A 16,491-nucleotide genomic window follows, 5' to 3' on the forward strand; every position below is an offset into this window, starting at 1 on the left:
GCCTATGAAGAATTTTTACTTATTGATCATTTTATTGGTTTCGGGTTTTGGATTTGCTCAAAATGCTAGGATTGGGGAGTATGAGGTAAAAACTGTATTAAACATAAAAGCCGGCTCTGGAAGTTATAGTAGTAGTTGCCGAAATGATGTTAAGGTTGACTTAATTTATAATGACGGTACTATAACGATTATTAATGAAAACATAGGTGGAATACCCTCTGATCGATATACACTATATGAAAAAACAATTAATGTATTGGCAACCAGAAAACCCGTTAAAGTACAGGTTTATTCTTCTAGAAACTGGAAAAGAAAAGTTGGTGGTTGTGGAGGTAAGGGTTCTTTTAATGGCGATAAAAGAGAAAGTACACAATTTTTTTCATGTCTAAATAATTATACTGATATTGTAAGATGGTGGGATGATAAATTGTCTATAACAAACAATCCAATACTTACAATTATAAATCCTAAAGACGATTCCTTTCCGACAGACAGTAATATTACAATAGCATCACATACTGGATTTTTACCATCCGAATACAATTGGCAATATTCGCTTAATCCAGATCCTGATGAAGACCTTAACTCTCGAAGTTGGACAAATTTACCTCAATATAATACCCAATCAAGTATATCTACTAATGCAAAAGCCATTTTAGGCGCAAATGCAGCTAATTTCCATGGAAATAAAATTTATTTCAGACAAAAAGCATGCAATATTGTGTCTAAACCTGTTATTTATATAATTCGTCAATCTGCACCTTTTATCGTTTCTCATAACGAGAAAGAAACTACTTGTTTTAATAGTGAAGATGGTAAATTAGTTCTCAAATTCAGCAGACCTCTAATTAGTGCTGAGCAACTTAATTATTCTATAATAAATTATGATGAAGAAAAACAAACTTGGAAAGAAGTTATGTGTTCAACACAAGATAATGGCGGGATTATTGTTGATGCATCTAATAGTTTCCAAATTCCTTGTGATTTCGCTAAAGGCAGATACAAGTTATATTTTATAGGATCGATTAATGGAGTAAATACCAATCCATCAACAAACTTCGATAATCCATTTTTTTTTGAAATCAAGTCTCCAGCTCCCGTAGATTTCTCCATTACATCCAAAACAAATATCCTTTGCTATGGTGTGGATGATGGCGCAATCGAAATTACTGCTACTGGAGGTGCTGAAAATGGCATTTATCAATATTCAACAAATTATGATACTACTTGGAAATCTTTTACCAAATGGAAATAAACATACCATCATTAATTTACAAAAAGGAGATTGTATTATAAAAGTTCGAAAGATAAAAACCACAAGCAATACTATTGGATGTATTGCTAAACGATATGGTACAGAAGATGAAAAAACTCTTACTGAGAACATATCTAAACCAGAAAATGCTGTTGCCATGAGTTATACACTTATACAAAACCCCACTTTTTATGGTGCAGCTAACGGAAAAATAGTAGCATCAATAACTGGCGGGACTATTAATGATGATAAATCTTATGGTTTTGAATGGAAAAATAGCATTGGCGTTGCTATGCCTGCAACGGGCCAGTATAATACTGCCAATAAAACATATAATATCACATTAGACAATGCTCCTGAGGGAGAATACAAACTAACTGTAAAAGATAAAAATTACAATAACGCCATAAATAAAGAAGGCTGTTCTATTATCGAGTCCTCTCAAATATTAACGCAGCCCGAAAAAATTAAAATTACTTTACAAGAAACACAACCTATTTCTTGTAACACTGAAAATTCAGAATCAGATGTAAATAAATTCTCAGACAGGCTGAAGCAACAGTAAGTGGTGGTATTCCATTTTCAGGAACAGTAAATAATGGATTACCTTATATCTTATTTGGTCAAAATATAATACTATAACAGGGTTATGGGAGGAATTATCAGAATATAAAACAGCAACTGCTGAGAATCTTCGCAAGGAAACTATTCATTAAATATTATTGATGCTAACGGCATAGTACAGGGAACGTATAATACTACAGATTTAGTAACAGCTATTCCAACAACAAAAGAAATCGTAGAGCCTGCTAAACTAGAACTAACATTTGATTCTGGAAATGTTTCTTGTCACGCAGGAAATAATGGATGGGTAACTGCAAAAGTTAGGGTGGATCCAGTCGTTATACCTATCCATGGTATAATGCAGATGGAGGAATTATTGATGAAAACAAAATTTCTCATTTAACTGCAGGTACCTATACTGTTGAAGCTACAGATAGAAAAGGATGTTTTACAAGGGAGAAATTAAAATAAATGAACCTCAATTTCCTATTTCAATAGATTATAAAGAGATTATACTCCTACTTTTTCTGGAGCCACCTAATGGAAGAATTGTTGCTAAGATAACAGGAGGAACACCAAATGATGATGATTCTTATCAATATGAATGGACAAACTCTGTAGGAGATATTCAAGCAACAACATCTACAGAATTAAAAATGGTATATACTCTATTACTCTAAATGGTATTTCTGCCGATACTATTTTTTAACGGTTAAGGATAAAAATTATAACACAGGAACCACTCAAATAGTGAATTGTTCCGTATTAGAGTCAAAAGTCGCATTAACCGAACCTGATCCACTTGTAGTTACCTTCGAAATTAAACAAACCATTTCTTGTAATACTAGTAACGAATTTGGAAATGATAAAGATACAACTCCAAAAGATGGTCAGCGTGACGAGTCGCAAGATGGTATTTTAATAGCCCATGTAACTGGAGGAACTCCACTGGCGTCTTCTGCAAATAATGGATTGCCTTATTATTTTTACTGGAAAAAACAACAGGCAGATGGTTCTTGGACGGTTTTAGCTAACATTACAAGCGAAACAGCCTCAAACCTCTCTCATGGGAATTATGCTTTAAATATAAAAGACAGAAACGGGATCATGTTAGGGACTTATGTTAACAATGTGCTCACACAGGAAATTGATGTGACACAATTGATGCAGGAACCTCCAAAATTAGCTGTAACGATAACCAAAGGCGACGTTTTTTGTAATGGCGGAAATGACGGTTGGGCTACAGCAAATGTCGTGGGAGGAACGCCTCCGTATGATTATAAATGGTCTAATGAAGTAGATATTGATGAAAATACGATTTCTAAAAGCAAGCAAATACTGGGTGTTTATTACAGATGCTAAAGGCTGTACAACACAGGAAAGTGTTACTATCTTACAACCTGTAGCACCACTTGCTATAAAATATACAGAAGTTCTTGACCCAAGTTTTTACAAAGCAACCAATGGAAAAATTGTTGTAGAAGTTACAGGTGGAACAATTTTCCAGACAACTCCTATTGGTTTGAATGGAAAAATAGTAAAGGAATAGTACAAACTACAACCACAACGAGCTTTAGCAATGGTGTTTATACGATCTCTCTAAGCGGATTCCTGAGGAAACCTATAGCCTAACAGTTCGTGATGCTAATTATAAAGCAGCAACAAATAAAATAAGTTGTACGGTGGCAAATTCAATTACAACTTTGGATGATCCGGATCCGCTTGAAGTTACTTTTGAGATAGTTCGTACTATTTCGTGTAATGTAAGTAATGAATTTGGAAACGAGACCGACGCGAATCCACAAGACAACCAAAGAGACGAATCGCAGGACGGAATTTTAGTAGCTCATGTCAAGGGAGGAATTCAGTTAAAGGCAGATAAAAATAACGCACTACCCTATTTTTATACCTGGAAGAAACAGCAAAAAGATGGTTCATGGATTATTTGGAACGATCAGGATGAAACAGCCGAAAACGTATCTGATGGAACGTATGCCTTAAATATTGAAGATGCCAACGGAATAAAACTCGGAACGTATGTCAATAATCTTTTAGTAAAAGAAATAGATGTTACTCAGTATATGCCAGAACCAGCAAAGCTTAATCTGACTTTTACAAAAGCGAATGCCAGCTGTAATAATGGAGATGATGGTTGGGCAGAAGCACACGTTTCTGGGGGAACTCCACCTTATACGTATGAGTGGACAAATGGTGGAACAACGGCAAGAATTGAAAATATTACAACAAACAATTACTTTGTATCGCAACCGACGCAAAAGGCTGTGTTATTCAGGGGAGCATTTTTGTAGGTGATCCCAAAGGAATATTCACTACCGAAACAGTAAAAAATCCAACTTGTTATAGTGGTAATGATGGTTCAATAGAACTAAATGTTACAGGAGGAAATTTACCTTATAGTTTTTTATGGAATACAGGAGCTACTACCAAAGATCTAAATAATCTGGTAGCAGGAAATTATGAAGTAACTATTTCCTGCACGGATTGTTGTGTGTACAAAAAGAAGTTTATTTTAAAAGATCCGAACCCAATTGTAGTTGACTTAGGAAAAGACAGAACTTTATGCAACGATCAGGTATTAGATTTAGATGCTACAATATCAGATGATAAAGCACAATACAGTTGGAGTGCTACAAATGGATTTACATCAAATCAGGCTAAAGTAAGTTTGACCAAAGCTGGAACTTATACTGTAAAAGTAACTTCTGCTTTGGGCTGTGTTGGAGAAGACGAAATTATAATAAAAACAAATCAGGTAGTAATCAGTTCTGAGTTTTTACTTAGTTCTCAGGCTTACTCAGATGAAGAAGTCATTTTGATAAATACTAGTAATCCTTTTGGAGAAAGTACCCAGTGGATACTACCTAAGGGGGTTAGTATTGTAGAGCAAAAAGAAAAATACATTACACTTAAATTTGATGCTACTGGCATTTATACAATAGGTTTGCAACAAACACAAGGAGATTGTTTTGCAACCTACAATAAAAACATTACAGTAGAAAAACGAAGTACATTACCAAACGTAGGTACAATGTCAAAATTTATTACAGATTTTATAGTAACACCAAATCCAAGTAACGGTAATTTTAAAGCTATTATTAATTTAGAGAATAATAGTACAGTCAATTTACGACTGTTTTCTACTACAGGAGAATTTGCTACGCAGAAAAAAGATTCAGGAAAGAAAAAGTACGAAGTCGATTTTAATACTTCATTGCCCTCTGGAATGTATATTTTGGTACTCGAAACAGAGCAACAAACGCTTGTTAAAAAAATTATCATCTATTAAAAAATGAAAAACTTTTTCAAAAACATAATATTATTTGCTCTTTTTTGTTCCGTTTTGGGGGGCTGGGGAGCTCATGCCCAATTATTTCCTGTCCAATTAACACCTGTTTTTAATAGCCCATACAGTGTCAAATTATCCGATTACGCTACCAGTATGGATACTAAAATGCGGCTGTTAGTCAATCCTACCGATATTTCGATATCGCAACGACAAGTACGCTTAAAATTACACATACAAGGTAACGGACTCCATATACAAACCAGCGATTATATGGTGGGGCAACGCCCTATTTTTATCAATGGAGGCGAATTACAGACCTTAACCAATACTGATATTGGAGCCTTGTTTCGATTAGAAAACCTGCAGGGAATTACAGCTTTACAATATGCTAATGGATTACCAGAAGGCATGTACAGTTTTTGTTTTGAGATGTTTGATTATATGACCAATCAAAGAATTTCGCAAAAAAGCTGCGCGAGTTTATATTTAATTTTAAATGATCCTCCTCTTTTAAATACACCACAGAAAAATGAGCAAATAGCTTCAAGCGATTTCCCGAATATTATGTTTACCTGGACACCACGCCAGATGAATGCGACTAATATCTCGTATAAAATCGAGTTAAAACGCCTTATTGATCCTACACTAGACCCACAGTTTGCATTTCAGATGTCTCCCCTATTATATGAGGAAACTCTTTTTGGAACTGCACTGTTGTATAATTTAAGCATGCCAATCCTAACGCCAGGTATGCGTTATGCATGGAGAGTAAAGGCTATCTCCACAACAGGACTTTCCGAAAATGCTGTATTTAAAAATGATGGTTATAGTGAAATTTATTCGTTTAAATATACTGCTTCCTGCCCTGCTCCTACCTTTTTGTTAAGCGAATCTCAAAGTTCTAAAAGTGTAAAAATCACATGGGAAGGAATGCCGGAACACACCCGTTATCAGGTACAATATAAAAAACAAAATGTTCGTAATGCACAATGGTTTTCGACAAATAGTTTAAACACGCAAAGTTTAATCACCAATTTAGAGCCTGGTGTTACCTATCAATTCAGGGTAGGTTCAAGTTGTGATCCAGTAACTGATGGTGTTCAGTCGTTTACCTATTCGGGAATCAGCACATTTACAACACCAACTGAAACTAGTGGTGTTCCTGCTTATAATTGTGGTATCATACCCCAGATTAATATTCAGAATCAAAAACCACTTACCAATTTAATACAAAGTGAAACATTTAAAGCTGGAGATTTTCCAGTAACTATTCTTGAACTCAAAGGCGAGAACAGCCCTTACTCTGGGCTAGGTTATATTATTGTGCCTTATTTAAAAGACACTAAAATTGCTGTTGAATTTAACAATATCGTAGTTAATACCGATTATCAGTTAATTAGTGGTATCGTTGAAACGAGTTATAATCCGGAATGGAAAAATGTTACTGATGTAGAAGATTTCACAGGCGAAGGTAAGGGCGGGCAAATTGAAGAAACTGTTCCGTTTGAGATTGATAAGATTGTTATCAATGCCAATGGTGATATCGTTGTAAATGGTAAAAATGGAGAGCAAGTAACTATTCCGGGAGGAAAAGATACCGTTATTACGGATGGTAGTGGAAATACTTATACTGTTGACAAAGATGGAAATGGAAGTAATGAACCTACAGAGCCCGCAACAGGAGGAAAACCATCTCCCGAAAATACCGATGGTGTAGATAAAAGTGGTCAGGCCATTGCATTTACTGCCAAAGGAATCTCGATTGCTTTTTCAGGAAACGGAAGTAAATATGCTTTTGATGTAATGCCAAATAATGCCTCTGCCGCTTTACAAAAGTCATACAAAAAAGTAGGTGACGTTGCCTTGCCCTATAAAGCAGTTTTAAATGGTGATACGGATACTGTATTGGCTACAGTAAATATTACTGATGCGAATGTAAAAGCGGATAGTATTGTTTTTAAAACCCAAAATGGTGCCAAAATAAACTTTACAAGAAATGATAAAGTCTTCGTGCTAACAGTAAAAGGAAACCTGAGTTATGCCGAAGAAGAAATATTAGCCACTATAAAACAAGGAAAAAAATGGAAAGTTATAGGAGCTTTTATGCTCGTACATATTTCTCCTAAAGAAGTAAATGTAGCGCTGGTGCCTACAGATAACACTTCGAAAAATAGACTTGATGAAGTGATTGCTAATACTCAGGCGATTTATAATAAAGTTGGAGTAAAGATTAATTTCAAGAAAGAGGAAGTATTAAACATAGACAGCGTAGTTTCTGGAAATACAATTCAGACGGAGAAAAATACGCTTACCTCAACTTATAGTACAGACCAGCAAAAGATAAATGGTTTATATCAAAGTACAGAATCAAGTTATGTGCTTTTTGTAACAGATAAGGCTTCAAGTACCGGACAGCAAGGATATATGCGACTGAACGGACAGTTTGGGTATGTATTTAAATCTGGATTAGCAAAAACTCCTGCGCACGAATTAGGTCACGGAATCTTTAAATTAGAACACCCTTTTGAGCGGTACAAGACTTCAGAATCTGGTACCGATTTCTTAATGGACTATAGTTCAGGAACTATCTTAAATCACCTAGATTGGAAACAAATCAATGATCCTGCATTTAAGCTGTATGCGTTTCAGAGTCAAGCTAGTGGGCAGTTTGCAAATTATGTAATCACTCCAGATTATAGAATTGCCAGTTTACCAGTTCCAAATAGTTTAATTTATGACGCATGTAATTTTGATAATACAAAAAAGGGATTAGTATATGGATTTAGTGAACAAGGAAAGCGTTACTGTTGGAAAAATGATGCTTATTATGAGGGGACTACAAATGTTAAGTATAAAGGTGAAATAAAATATATTAGTAATCCAAAAGATACAGACAAAATTGTTCTGTTTTTTGATATTGAGCGACCTTGTCCTTCAAAAGAATTAACTATTAGTTATTTAGAATTAAAAAATAAACTTAACACTACCGACCTAAATAAGTTTATTGAAGATAACATAAGTAAAGCTAAGAATGTTCCGTGTGGTAATGATAAAAATGCATTCACATCAAGTTTCTTTGACATTGCCAGTATGGATGTACCTCCAGGCGTTAAAGTTGATAGAATTGAAGGTGGTAAATTTTCTCTCGAGCAAATTCAGAAAACAATATCTCAAGTAAATAAGCTGATAGTAAAAAATAATGTGAGTTACGGTTATAATACTGAGATGTCTAATATTGATCTTGGAAATATAGCTGTTGATGAAAATATTCCTGCGGGCGGAGACAAATTAAACAGATTAGATCATAGTCTTGTTTATTTATCTGAGTTTTCGAAACAAAAGAATAATCCGGTAAATATTTATGTAGTTTATACGAAAGTAGATTACTTGATTAGTGGAAATTGGAATGAATTTACCAAACAGGTTTATGAGGCAAGTAACTTAAAGGACAAAAATGCAATACTAATTACGATTCCTTACTTTAACCTTAAAAAGGGTATTGGTATTACGGACTTTTCTGTAGATCATTTTATGCCGGGATTATATGCTAAAGGAGTTGATATAAAAACGAGTGATATTGCAAAAATAAAAGCAAATAATACGCGTAAAGAAACAACAGGAGCTGCAGGAACATATGAGTCTATACTTAATACGCAAGTAGAAGAGTTTATTGGGCAGGTGTATAAACAAGCTTATAAACCTTCAGTTATTTATTTAGGACTAAGATATGCAGATGGAACAATAGCTGTAGAAAAGATTGAAAGTAAGGAATATAAAGCAGGATACAATTTTGTAAAGACAGTATTGCTTAAACAAAATACATACTTTGATAAGATTGCTAATTTGCCAATTCCTCAGATTATGTATAGTACTACTCCTGGAAGTGGGGCTGTAAATCCTTTTTATGAAGAAGAAATTCTAAAGTATGAAATGGATAAAGCGGAACTTTTGGATAAAGCAAATTCCAGTAATAATTTACAAGATTGGATTGATTTTGAAAATTCAATAGAATTTAAAGAAAAACAGCTAGAAGAGCTTACAGCAAATAAATATATTACTGGTTATGCTTTTAAAGGTGGGTTTTCACAATGGACAAAAGATCTTTCTGTAGTCTTTGGTGGCACTAGTGAAACTCCTCCAATTTATGAGTTTGCTAATGTTTATAACAAAGACAAATGGAGTACACTTGATCCTATAGTATATGGTACTATTGATGCTGCTTCTATTGCTTCTTCTTTTGTAGGAGCTGATGCGATTCCAGAAGCAATAGGACTGATGTATGCTGTTGGTAGGAAAGATGCATTTAGTACAGCTCTTTATACCTCTGCTATTGTATTGCCGGTTATTGCATCTGGAGAGTTAAGAGCTGGACAGAAATTAGCGAATAAACTTGCTAAAGATTCAAAAATATTCTTTAGAGGATTTGTGTATACGCTGCAAACGGATGGTAAACTGACTAAGTTATCTACTAACTATAAACGTGGTAGGTTATTGGAATTTTTCAGGTTGTCTGATAATGCTGTTTCTCATGCAGAATTGGATGCCTTTAGTATTGCGTTTAAAGAGAATAAAGTAACCTCTACCGATATTAAGGCTATTCTGAGCGAATCAAACGAAGTGAAAAAAGCTACTCTTTTTAAAAACATATCTAACGATATCATTAAAGGATTAGAAAACTCAATTACAAAAAACCTTACTAAATCAGGAATTGCAAAATCTGTAATAGATGACATTATTATACGCGCAATGTATGTAGACGATGTTATTGGAAACAACCAAATGATGAAAATGATAGATGATTTAGCAAAAAATCCTAAATTTAAAAATCCTGAAGATCTACTAGGTAATTTAAATAGTTCATTTAGAAAACCCGTAAATGCAGGTGATGTAAATTTATCTGCTTCAGGTGATTTGATGAATGAATTTAATGAAGGTTTATATTGGATGAATAAAGGGGATGAAGTTTATGTGTCAAAAAAATGGAGTGGTAATGCTGATGAGGTGGATGTAACAATAAAGACTAAAAGGGCTTTAGTCGAATGTAAAAATGTAAGTGGCGAAAGCTTTAAATCTGTTGAAAGTAATTTGAAAGCAATTGTTGATAAATATACAATAGAGAGTAAGCTAAGTACATCGTTCAAAAATCAATATCCAAATCATTATGGAAAGTTAAATATTAGTTCTTCAAATAATCCATTTTATAATTCTACAAAAGCAGATTTCATATCTAAAATAAAAAATGGGGATTTAGCTAATGGACAGTTTAGTATTATTGGCAATGACAGCAATCAAATTCCTTTAGTAGATTTAAAGAAAGTAAAAGAGTTGCATATTGAAAATGCAACTGGTAGATTTATTATTAAAAATAGTGATTGGTAATGAAAAATAAAGATATAAAAGTTAGTAATTCTTCTGATTATTGGTGCGATTTTGAATCAGAGGTTAGTGTGTATGGTTTTTTTAAATGGGAAAAACAAGAATCTTTAGATTTTTTTTTAAACTCAAAAATTGCTTTTGCATGGGACTATATCTGTTTGTCAAATAAATTTGGTATAGCGGTATCAACAAAACAATTTGAAAATATTAGTCATTTTGAAAACGAATTTCTGATATATAAAAGTAGATTTAGTGATATCAGAAATCACAATCCTTTGTTATTTATTCATACCTATAATGATTCGTGGCTATTTCCAAGTATTTTATTCATTAATAAAGAATATCAACCAGAGAGGTTAGTATCTATTGACCCTGTCCTGAGATTAGAAGAACTGAACAGTAGGTATACATGTGCTCCAATCAAAGTAGCTTTAGACATTGGGCCAAAAGGTATTCAATTATATTATTATTTAGATAATGATCTATTTAATTTAAGGTTAGAAAATAAAAAATGTAATGAATTTGAATACGCTGTTGACAACTCCGAGTTAGCTTATTTAAATACTCCAAGATTAAATAGTTTTTTGAGAGACTTGAAAAAACTTTGTTTTGAGTATGGAGCAAATAAGTTTGAATTTGAGAATTTAGGATTACAAGATTTTTCAGAAAATGGTGTTTTGTTTGACGGAGAGGTTATTTATTATGAGGATATCATAGAAATATTAGAACCACATCAAAAAATAGTAAAATAATGCTCTCAACAGCTAATAATATGACCTAGCCCGCTCATAGAAGTCTCTTGATTTTGAGTAACAAATACGAAAAGACAGATTTAAAAAGGGATAAATTAAAAAGTTAGATACGTTCATTGACATAAAAAATATACTTAGGCCGTCACGTTAAATGTTAAGGTATATTGGAACAGGGTACAAAGTTGGGAGACTTCGTACAGCGGGATGCGTTTGCTACAGCTTTTAAGGAAGGTAAAATAACTAATGTTGAGATAAAAGAGGTCTTAAATGAAAGTGATGATGTTGTCAGGACCATTAAATTCAAGGAGATAAATACGTTACCGACAAAATTAGTTGAAGGAAAAAATATTTTTAGAGGTTTTGCTATAGATTATTCTAAACCTAAAATTACTTTTAAACAATTTAGAGAAGGTAGAATATATGAATTAAGAAAGAAATACTCAGGAGCTGAATTAATAGAAGAAATTCAAAAGTTTGATAAAAGAAATTTAGCTTATTTTGATGGAAAGATTAGTAATTTAAAATTAGACCCTATAGAAATAAAAATTAGTGGCAATAAATATGAAGGAGAGGCCATTTTTGATGCTTATAAAGTAGATGGAAGTGGAAACATAGGAACAGAAGGGGCTTGGAGTAGGGAATTTGATACAGAATATGTTGGATTAAGTGAAATTGCTAATAAATTGGGTGGCAAAAAAGGAAAAGTATTTCCAAAAATTAAAGGTGAAATGACTATAGCATCTGAATTACCTTATTGTGTTTATTGTCAAGGTGTTATTCAATATTTTGCAGATATGTTCCCAAATGTAAAGATTTACTTAGTTGATGGTATTAAAACTATAAAATAATGAATTATATAGATAAGAGTACAATTCCTTTTTGTATTGTACATGAAAAAAAGTTTGATTGGGGAGAACCTTATACAACATATGAGCCAATTTTTAAAATAAGTCCTATAAGTGAAGAATTTTCACTAGAAGATTCTATTATAATATTTGGAGAAAATAATTTTAAAAATCAGTTATTATTATTATATAATGCACTAAATAATTACGAAGAGTTTGACAGAATAGAACATTATAATGGAGAAACATTTAATAGACAAGAGATTTTAAAATTAATTAATTTTTATATAAAAAAGAATGAAAATTATCTTGCGCCATGGGAAAAATATGGGAGTGGTTTAATAGAATCTGATTATATAGCTATTTTAGAAAGTGAAGCACAAAAAAAAATAAATTATTGTAAACACCTGTTTTAAAAAGACTATTAGAATAGCATATCAATAATACGACATGATGAACTTAGACTACAGTACATTGCTACAAGTATGAAATCGAGACATTTTAAACAGTAGAGGATTTTGCAAAAATATCTAAAATTGAGATATCTGTTGAAAACGCAAGAAAACTTGTCAAAGAAGTTTATGGTATTGATTTACCACGTACTTTAACAAGAGATGAAGCTAACGAATTATTAGAGAAATTGCCAGCTTCATCATTGGATAATGCATTTGAATTCTATCAAAAATCAATAAAATATAATGGACTATGAAAAGATTTGGAGATATTGAAACAAAACTTTATTCTGACAAAACCTTAATGGAATTTCCTACTTTGTTTCTACAAGATATTCCTAGAGAAAAAGATTTACAAAAAGGTAACTTGCCTAAGATTGAAAACACTAATCAGGTCTTTTTATTCGCAAAGGCTTATGATTTAGATATAAAAATTAATACAACATTTGATATTATATTCACGTACAATAATATCGATGAATGGCTAAAAACAAAATGTATTTTAAAATATGTTTCTGTTAATCCAAGTTATGAAATAGATTATGTACCAATGAACTATTCAGCTCTGTGCTTATTTGAATTTGAGGACGGCAAACCAGAGATATTAAATAAGTTGAGATTTTATATGGAAAAAAAAGATTTGCATCATGATAATTTAATTATAACTCAAATGCCTTTGCATATAAAAGCATCTGAATTGTTAAATAGTGATCATTAGTTTTCAGGTAGTTATAAAAATAAATCTTTATGTAGAAAACGAAGAATTCTTGCCGCCTAGCGAGAATATTTTGCTCGTGAACGCAAAGTGATATTTTATTACAAATATGTTCATTGAAATTAAATAGTCAGTATTTTTGTACGTTTTTGTGATGATTAAATTCGGTATGAGCAAGACGCACGTACCAGCGAGTTAGAAGATGGTAAAATGTTTACATTAAATGAGCTTAAAAGTTTAGAAGAATTACACATTATTGTTAATAATAAAAGAATAATTATTAAACCTACTGATTGGTAATGGAAAATATTTCAAATAAATACTGGATGGATGGAGAGCTATATGCTGCTTGGGGATATTATTTTAAGGATAGTAGTTGCTTAAAAGATAACATTAAACTATTTATAGATAATTATCTTGCAATTACTCTAAAGTATGGGATTAATCTGCCATCATTAGTAGATCAAGATAAAACTTTTGATCTAAGCTACTTAAAAGAAAAATATATTGAAAGTGATAAAGCTCTTACAAACCTTTTGCTTAACAAAGTGTATTCTGATAATTTGGATCAGTATATTACAACATCTTTAATTTTTTTTAGGAATGATAAAGAAGAGATAGTAGGGACAATATATAAAGAATTAGAATTTTTTACAAAAATTGCTCAAACTGATAAAATTTTATTAAAAAGTTATTACATAGGTCTACGAACTAATGCCTTTTTTAGTGTGCTTGAAGGCTGGAATGATAATGGACAACAAATTCTTATTGATAATTCAGAATTAGCCTATTTGAATACTACAAGATTGAATAGTTACATTAGAGATTTAACAATCTTAATGTTTGAATTTTGCGATAATGAATTTGCTTTTAGTGATGAAAACCCAATTTATGATAAAAATGGAAGGTCTGAATTATATGATGGAATTTATTTATTAGTAAAAGGTGAAGTTTTGTTTTATGAAGACGTATATGAATTACTTCCAGACGAACATAAATACAAACCATTTGAAGAAATACAAGTCAATTGGATGATACTAATTACAAAAAATATTTGAAAAACAGCACTGAAAGATAGGATAAAGTAGTGAAATTAATATTTTATAAATTATTTCAAATATGACAGAGAGGAAATGTATTTTATATTTATTGAATGAAATTAAATATAAATTGACAGAATTAAATACACACAATTTTATTGAAATTGATTCAGAAATTTTAGACTCTTTTCATAAATATGAAAAAATGAGAATTAAAATAATTATAATTGATGAAGGGGATATGAGATTTTTAAAAATTGAGTTAAGACAAAAACGCTTTATTGATAATAATAATAATAATAATAATAATAATGATAAGAGTGGAGCTTCTTGGTTATTATGGGGAGGAAGCAAAAAAGATATTGAAAAAGGAATTAACGAAGCTAAGTCTAAAATTGATTACATAATGGAGGTATATCAAAATGTATATAAATATGATTTAAGATAGGTTTATGAAAAATTGGTCAATAGATAGTTTGCAAAAAACATGGTATTTCGTTACTAAATTGCATCAAGGACAAAAATATGGAGGGACGCAGAAGGACTAGAAATAGAATATATTAATCGTATTGGAAGCGTTGTGTTTGAAATTATAAAATCTTTTGATTACGATGAAAATATGAATACTGATTTTTCTATAACCTGTGCTATGCTGCATGATACTTTAGAAGATACTAATTTTCATTTGAAAAAATTAAAGATTTATTTGAAGTACAAGTAGCAAATGGAGTTAAGGCTTTATCAAAGGATATTACTATAAAAGATAAACTAGTTCAGATGAAACATAGTTTATTAAAAATAAAACAAGAACCAAAAGAAATTTGGTCAGTTAAAATGGCGGATAGAATATGCAATTTATATGCTCCTCCGTATTATTGGACACTAGAAAGAAAAATAGAATATCATAAAGAATCTGTACTTATTTATGATACTTTAAAAGAAGGAAATATTTATTTAGCTAATAGATTTAAAAGAAAAAATAGACAATTACAACAATTTTTATAAGTAAATAGTAAACGTGCCTATCAAGACAGAAGACAAACAAGAGAACTAAACAAAATGTCAGTGAAATATAAATTTTCTGTTTATATACACGGGATTTCAGATAATATCCAATCGAGCCTGAATACTTCATATAGCATCTAAAGTCTAATGCTTTTTTTAAACCTCAATGATGAGGAAAACATATAAGTATTTACAAGAAAATTAAATCTTTTCTTTTCAAAAAGCTTTAAAATAGACAATAATTAAATAAAAACTCACCCATGAAAAAAAATTTTAACCCTAATAATTATACTAATATGTATTTGTGGTTTTGCACAAAAAATCAAGATCGCCAAAGGAGAAATAAAGCTAGGTGAAAAAACGATTGGTTATATCGAAGGTAAAAAGCCCGTTTTTAAAATATCGAATTTAGACAAAAACTACACAGTTACTGTTGAGTTAAAACAAGTAGAACCAGTACCTGCTATTCCTATCATGCAACTAAAAAATGAAGCCACAGGAAAATTCAATGAAATTGCTTTTACAGATGGCAAGTTTAATCCTTTTAATAATGAGAAGAGCGTTGTTAATGCCTTACTGGAACATAACTATTTAAGTATTGATGGTTTAAATACAAAAGCAGTGGAAAAATTTATAAATGGAGAAGCAACAGGTGTTTCTGAAAAGCTTTTTAGGAATTCAAAATGAAAAAGATCAAATAAATAAAGCTGTAAATGCCTATCAGTTAACGATTGATGATGCGGGTATTATTTACAGCATAAAAGCGCAAAACCCTGATCCTCTAAATAAAAGAATAGGTTATATCAGGATGACATCACCATCAACAAATGGTGAATTAAAATATTGAAATTTTAGATCTAGACAATAGAATAATAGCAACTTGGTATGCAAAAGCAGCTATGGTTTCGGCTATGATAAATTTTTAAATCAAGAACTTATTACGTTTGATAATAAGGTTTTTAAAGCCACTTTTGACAATAGAGGTAATCCGATTGGATATAGAATGAGCAAAGATATAACTGCAATGAATATTGTGAGAGTACTTGTTGGTAACGGATACACTTTAGGGAGTCAATATTTAGAAAACATAAAATAATTAAGTTAACAGAAATTAAATAAAATGAAAAAGAGAATTTTAATCGTAGTTGCATTACAACTTTTTTAACGCTAAATAGTTGTA

The 16,491-nt window shown here is 31.5% G+C and carries 18 protein-coding genes and 1 pseudogene; all 19 read left to right on the plus strand.

The features are described from left to right. Nucleotides 1-4: 4 nt before the first annotated feature. Nucleotides 5-1,255 (plus strand): SprB repeat-containing protein, encoded by a 1,251-nt coding sequence (locus AC1RYN_RS12595; protein WP_481807242.1) that lies wholly within the window; start codon nucleotides 5-7, stop codon nucleotides 1,253-1,255. Beyond that, complete coding sequence (locus AC1RYN_RS12600; protein WP_481807243.1) at nucleotides 1,218-1,820, plus strand: hypothetical protein; 603 nt, start codon at nucleotides 1,218-1,220, stop codon at nucleotides 1,818-1,820. Before AC1RYN_RS12595 ends, AC1RYN_RS12600 begins: the two co-directional genes overlap by 38 nt. Before the next feature lie 442 nt (nucleotides 1,821-2,262). Next, entirely contained in the window at nucleotides 2,263-2,499 is a 237-nt protein-coding gene (locus tag AC1RYN_RS12605) for a hypothetical protein (protein WP_481807244.1), read from the plus strand. Between the two features lie 70 nt (nucleotides 2,500-2,569). After that, entirely contained in the window at nucleotides 2,570-3,181 is a 612-nt protein-coding gene (locus AC1RYN_RS12610) for a SprB repeat-containing protein (RefSeq protein ID WP_481807245.1), read from the plus strand. Next, nucleotides 3,162-3,368: a hypothetical protein gene (locus tag AC1RYN_RS12615; protein ID WP_481807246.1), complete on the plus strand. Its 207-nt coding sequence runs from the start codon at nucleotides 3,162-3,164 to the stop codon at nucleotides 3,366-3,368. The genes AC1RYN_RS12610 and AC1RYN_RS12615 overlap by 20 nt, the downstream gene beginning before the upstream one ends. 133 nt (nucleotides 3,369-3,501) lie before the next feature. Then, nucleotides 3,502-4,128, plus strand: coding sequence for a SprB repeat-containing protein (locus AC1RYN_RS12620; RefSeq protein ID WP_481807247.1), 627 nt, complete (start codon nucleotides 3,502-3,504; stop codon nucleotides 4,126-4,128). 14 nt (nucleotides 4,129-4,142) lie between these two features. Next, a pseudogene (locus AC1RYN_RS12625) lies at nucleotides 4,143-4,250 on the plus strand (SprB repeat-containing protein); the annotation flags it as partial. 78 nt (nucleotides 4,251-4,328) lie between these two features. After that, complete coding sequence (locus tag AC1RYN_RS12630) at nucleotides 4,329-5,126, plus strand: T9SS type A sorting domain-containing protein (RefSeq protein ID WP_481807248.1); 798 nt, start codon at nucleotides 4,329-4,331, stop codon at nucleotides 5,124-5,126. 3 nt (nucleotides 5,127-5,129) lie between these two features. Then, the gene (locus tag AC1RYN_RS12635; RefSeq protein ID WP_481807249.1) at nucleotides 5,130-10,505 is read left to right on the plus strand and encodes a fibronectin type III domain-containing protein; all 5,376 of its coding nucleotides are present in this window, start codon (nucleotides 5,130-5,132) and stop codon (nucleotides 10,503-10,505) included. Next, on the plus strand, nucleotides 10,505-11,254 hold the full coding sequence (locus AC1RYN_RS12640) for a hypothetical protein (RefSeq protein WP_481807250.1): 750 nt from the start codon (nucleotides 10,505-10,507) through the stop codon (nucleotides 11,252-11,254). Before AC1RYN_RS12635 ends, AC1RYN_RS12640 begins: the two co-directional genes overlap by 1 nt. 164 nt (nucleotides 11,255-11,418) lie before the next feature. Then, nucleotides 11,419-12,102: a deaminase domain-containing protein gene (locus tag AC1RYN_RS12645; protein WP_481807251.1), complete on the plus strand. Its 684-nt coding sequence runs from the start codon at nucleotides 11,419-11,421 to the stop codon at nucleotides 12,100-12,102. Beyond that, nucleotides 12,102-12,515, plus strand: coding sequence for a hypothetical protein (locus tag AC1RYN_RS12650; protein WP_481807252.1), 414 nt, complete (start codon nucleotides 12,102-12,104; stop codon nucleotides 12,513-12,515). The genes AC1RYN_RS12645 and AC1RYN_RS12650 overlap by 1 nt, the downstream gene beginning before the upstream one ends. 289 nt (nucleotides 12,516-12,804) lie before the next feature. Next, complete coding sequence (locus AC1RYN_RS12655; protein WP_481807253.1) at nucleotides 12,805-13,269, plus strand: hypothetical protein; 465 nt, start codon at nucleotides 12,805-12,807, stop codon at nucleotides 13,267-13,269. Between the two features lie 296 nt (nucleotides 13,270-13,565). Next, nucleotides 13,566-14,324 carry a hypothetical protein gene (locus AC1RYN_RS12660; RefSeq protein WP_481807254.1) on the plus strand — a complete coding sequence of 253 codons (759 nt, stop codon included), beginning with the start codon at nucleotides 13,566-13,568 and terminating at the stop codon, nucleotides 14,322-14,324. 61 nt (nucleotides 14,325-14,385) lie between these two features. Further along, a complete protein-coding gene (locus tag AC1RYN_RS12665) occupies nucleotides 14,386-14,754 on the plus strand; it encodes a hypothetical protein (RefSeq protein WP_481807255.1) in 369 nt (122 codons plus the stop codon). A 329-nt stretch (nucleotides 14,755-15,083) separates the two neighbouring features. Continuing rightward, nucleotides 15,084-15,311 (plus strand): hypothetical protein, encoded by a 228-nt coding sequence (locus AC1RYN_RS12670; protein ID WP_481807256.1) that lies wholly within the window; start codon nucleotides 15,084-15,086, stop codon nucleotides 15,309-15,311. A gap of 474 nt (nucleotides 15,312-15,785) precedes the next feature. Beyond that, entirely contained in the window at nucleotides 15,786-15,998 is a 213-nt protein-coding gene (locus AC1RYN_RS12675) for a hypothetical protein (protein WP_481807257.1), read from the plus strand. Further along, the gene (locus AC1RYN_RS12680) at nucleotides 15,964-16,158 is read left to right on the plus strand and encodes a hypothetical protein (protein ID WP_481807258.1); all 195 of its coding nucleotides are present in this window, start codon (nucleotides 15,964-15,966) and stop codon (nucleotides 16,156-16,158) included. The genes AC1RYN_RS12675 and AC1RYN_RS12680 overlap by 35 nt, the downstream gene beginning before the upstream one ends. A 33-nt stretch (nucleotides 16,159-16,191) precedes the next feature. Further along, nucleotides 16,192-16,407: a hypothetical protein gene (locus AC1RYN_RS12685; RefSeq protein WP_481807259.1), complete on the plus strand. Its 216-nt coding sequence runs from the start codon at nucleotides 16,192-16,194 to the stop codon at nucleotides 16,405-16,407. Nucleotides 16,408-16,491: the final 84 nt, after the last annotated feature.

This window comes from Flavobacterium sp. TC780 (assembly GCF_056783245.1).

What these genes read in the sequence shown, in the direction of transcription:
- AC1RYN_RS12595 (WP_481807242.1), top strand. Translation starts at nt 5, where the DNA reads ATGAAGAATTTTTACTTATTGATCATTTTATTGGTTTCGGGTTTTGGA.
- AC1RYN_RS12600 (WP_481807243.1), top strand. Translation starts at nt 1,218, where the DNA reads ATGATACTACTTGGAAATCTTTTACCAAATGGAAATAAACATACCATC.
- AC1RYN_RS12605 (WP_481807244.1), top strand. Translation starts at nt 2,263, where the DNA reads ATGTTTTACAAGGGAGAAATTAAAATAAATGAACCTCAATTTCCTATT.
- AC1RYN_RS12635 (WP_481807249.1), top strand. Translation starts at nt 5,130, where the DNA reads ATGAAAAACTTTTTCAAAAACATAATATTATTTGCTCTTTTTTGTTCC.
- AC1RYN_RS12640 (WP_481807250.1), top strand. Translation starts at nt 10,505, where the DNA reads ATGAAAAATAAAGATATAAAAGTTAGTAATTCTTCTGATTATTGGTGC.
- AC1RYN_RS12650 (WP_481807252.1), top strand. Translation starts at nt 12,102, where the DNA reads ATGAATTATATAGATAAGAGTACAATTCCTTTTTGTATTGTACATGAA.
- AC1RYN_RS12655 (WP_481807253.1), top strand. Translation starts at nt 12,805, where the DNA reads ATGAAAAGATTTGGAGATATTGAAACAAAACTTTATTCTGACAAAACC.
- AC1RYN_RS12660 (WP_481807254.1), top strand. Translation starts at nt 13,566, where the DNA reads ATGGAAAATATTTCAAATAAATACTGGATGGATGGAGAGCTATATGCT.
- AC1RYN_RS12665 (WP_481807255.1), top strand. Translation starts at nt 14,386, where the DNA reads ATGACAGAGAGGAAATGTATTTTATATTTATTGAATGAAATTAAATAT.
- AC1RYN_RS12670 (WP_481807256.1), top strand. Translation starts at nt 15,084, where the DNA reads ATGAAACATAGTTTATTAAAAATAAAACAAGAACCAAAAGAAATTTGG.
- AC1RYN_RS12675 (WP_481807257.1), top strand. Translation starts at nt 15,786, where the DNA reads ATGCAACTAAAAAATGAAGCCACAGGAAAATTCAATGAAATTGCTTTT.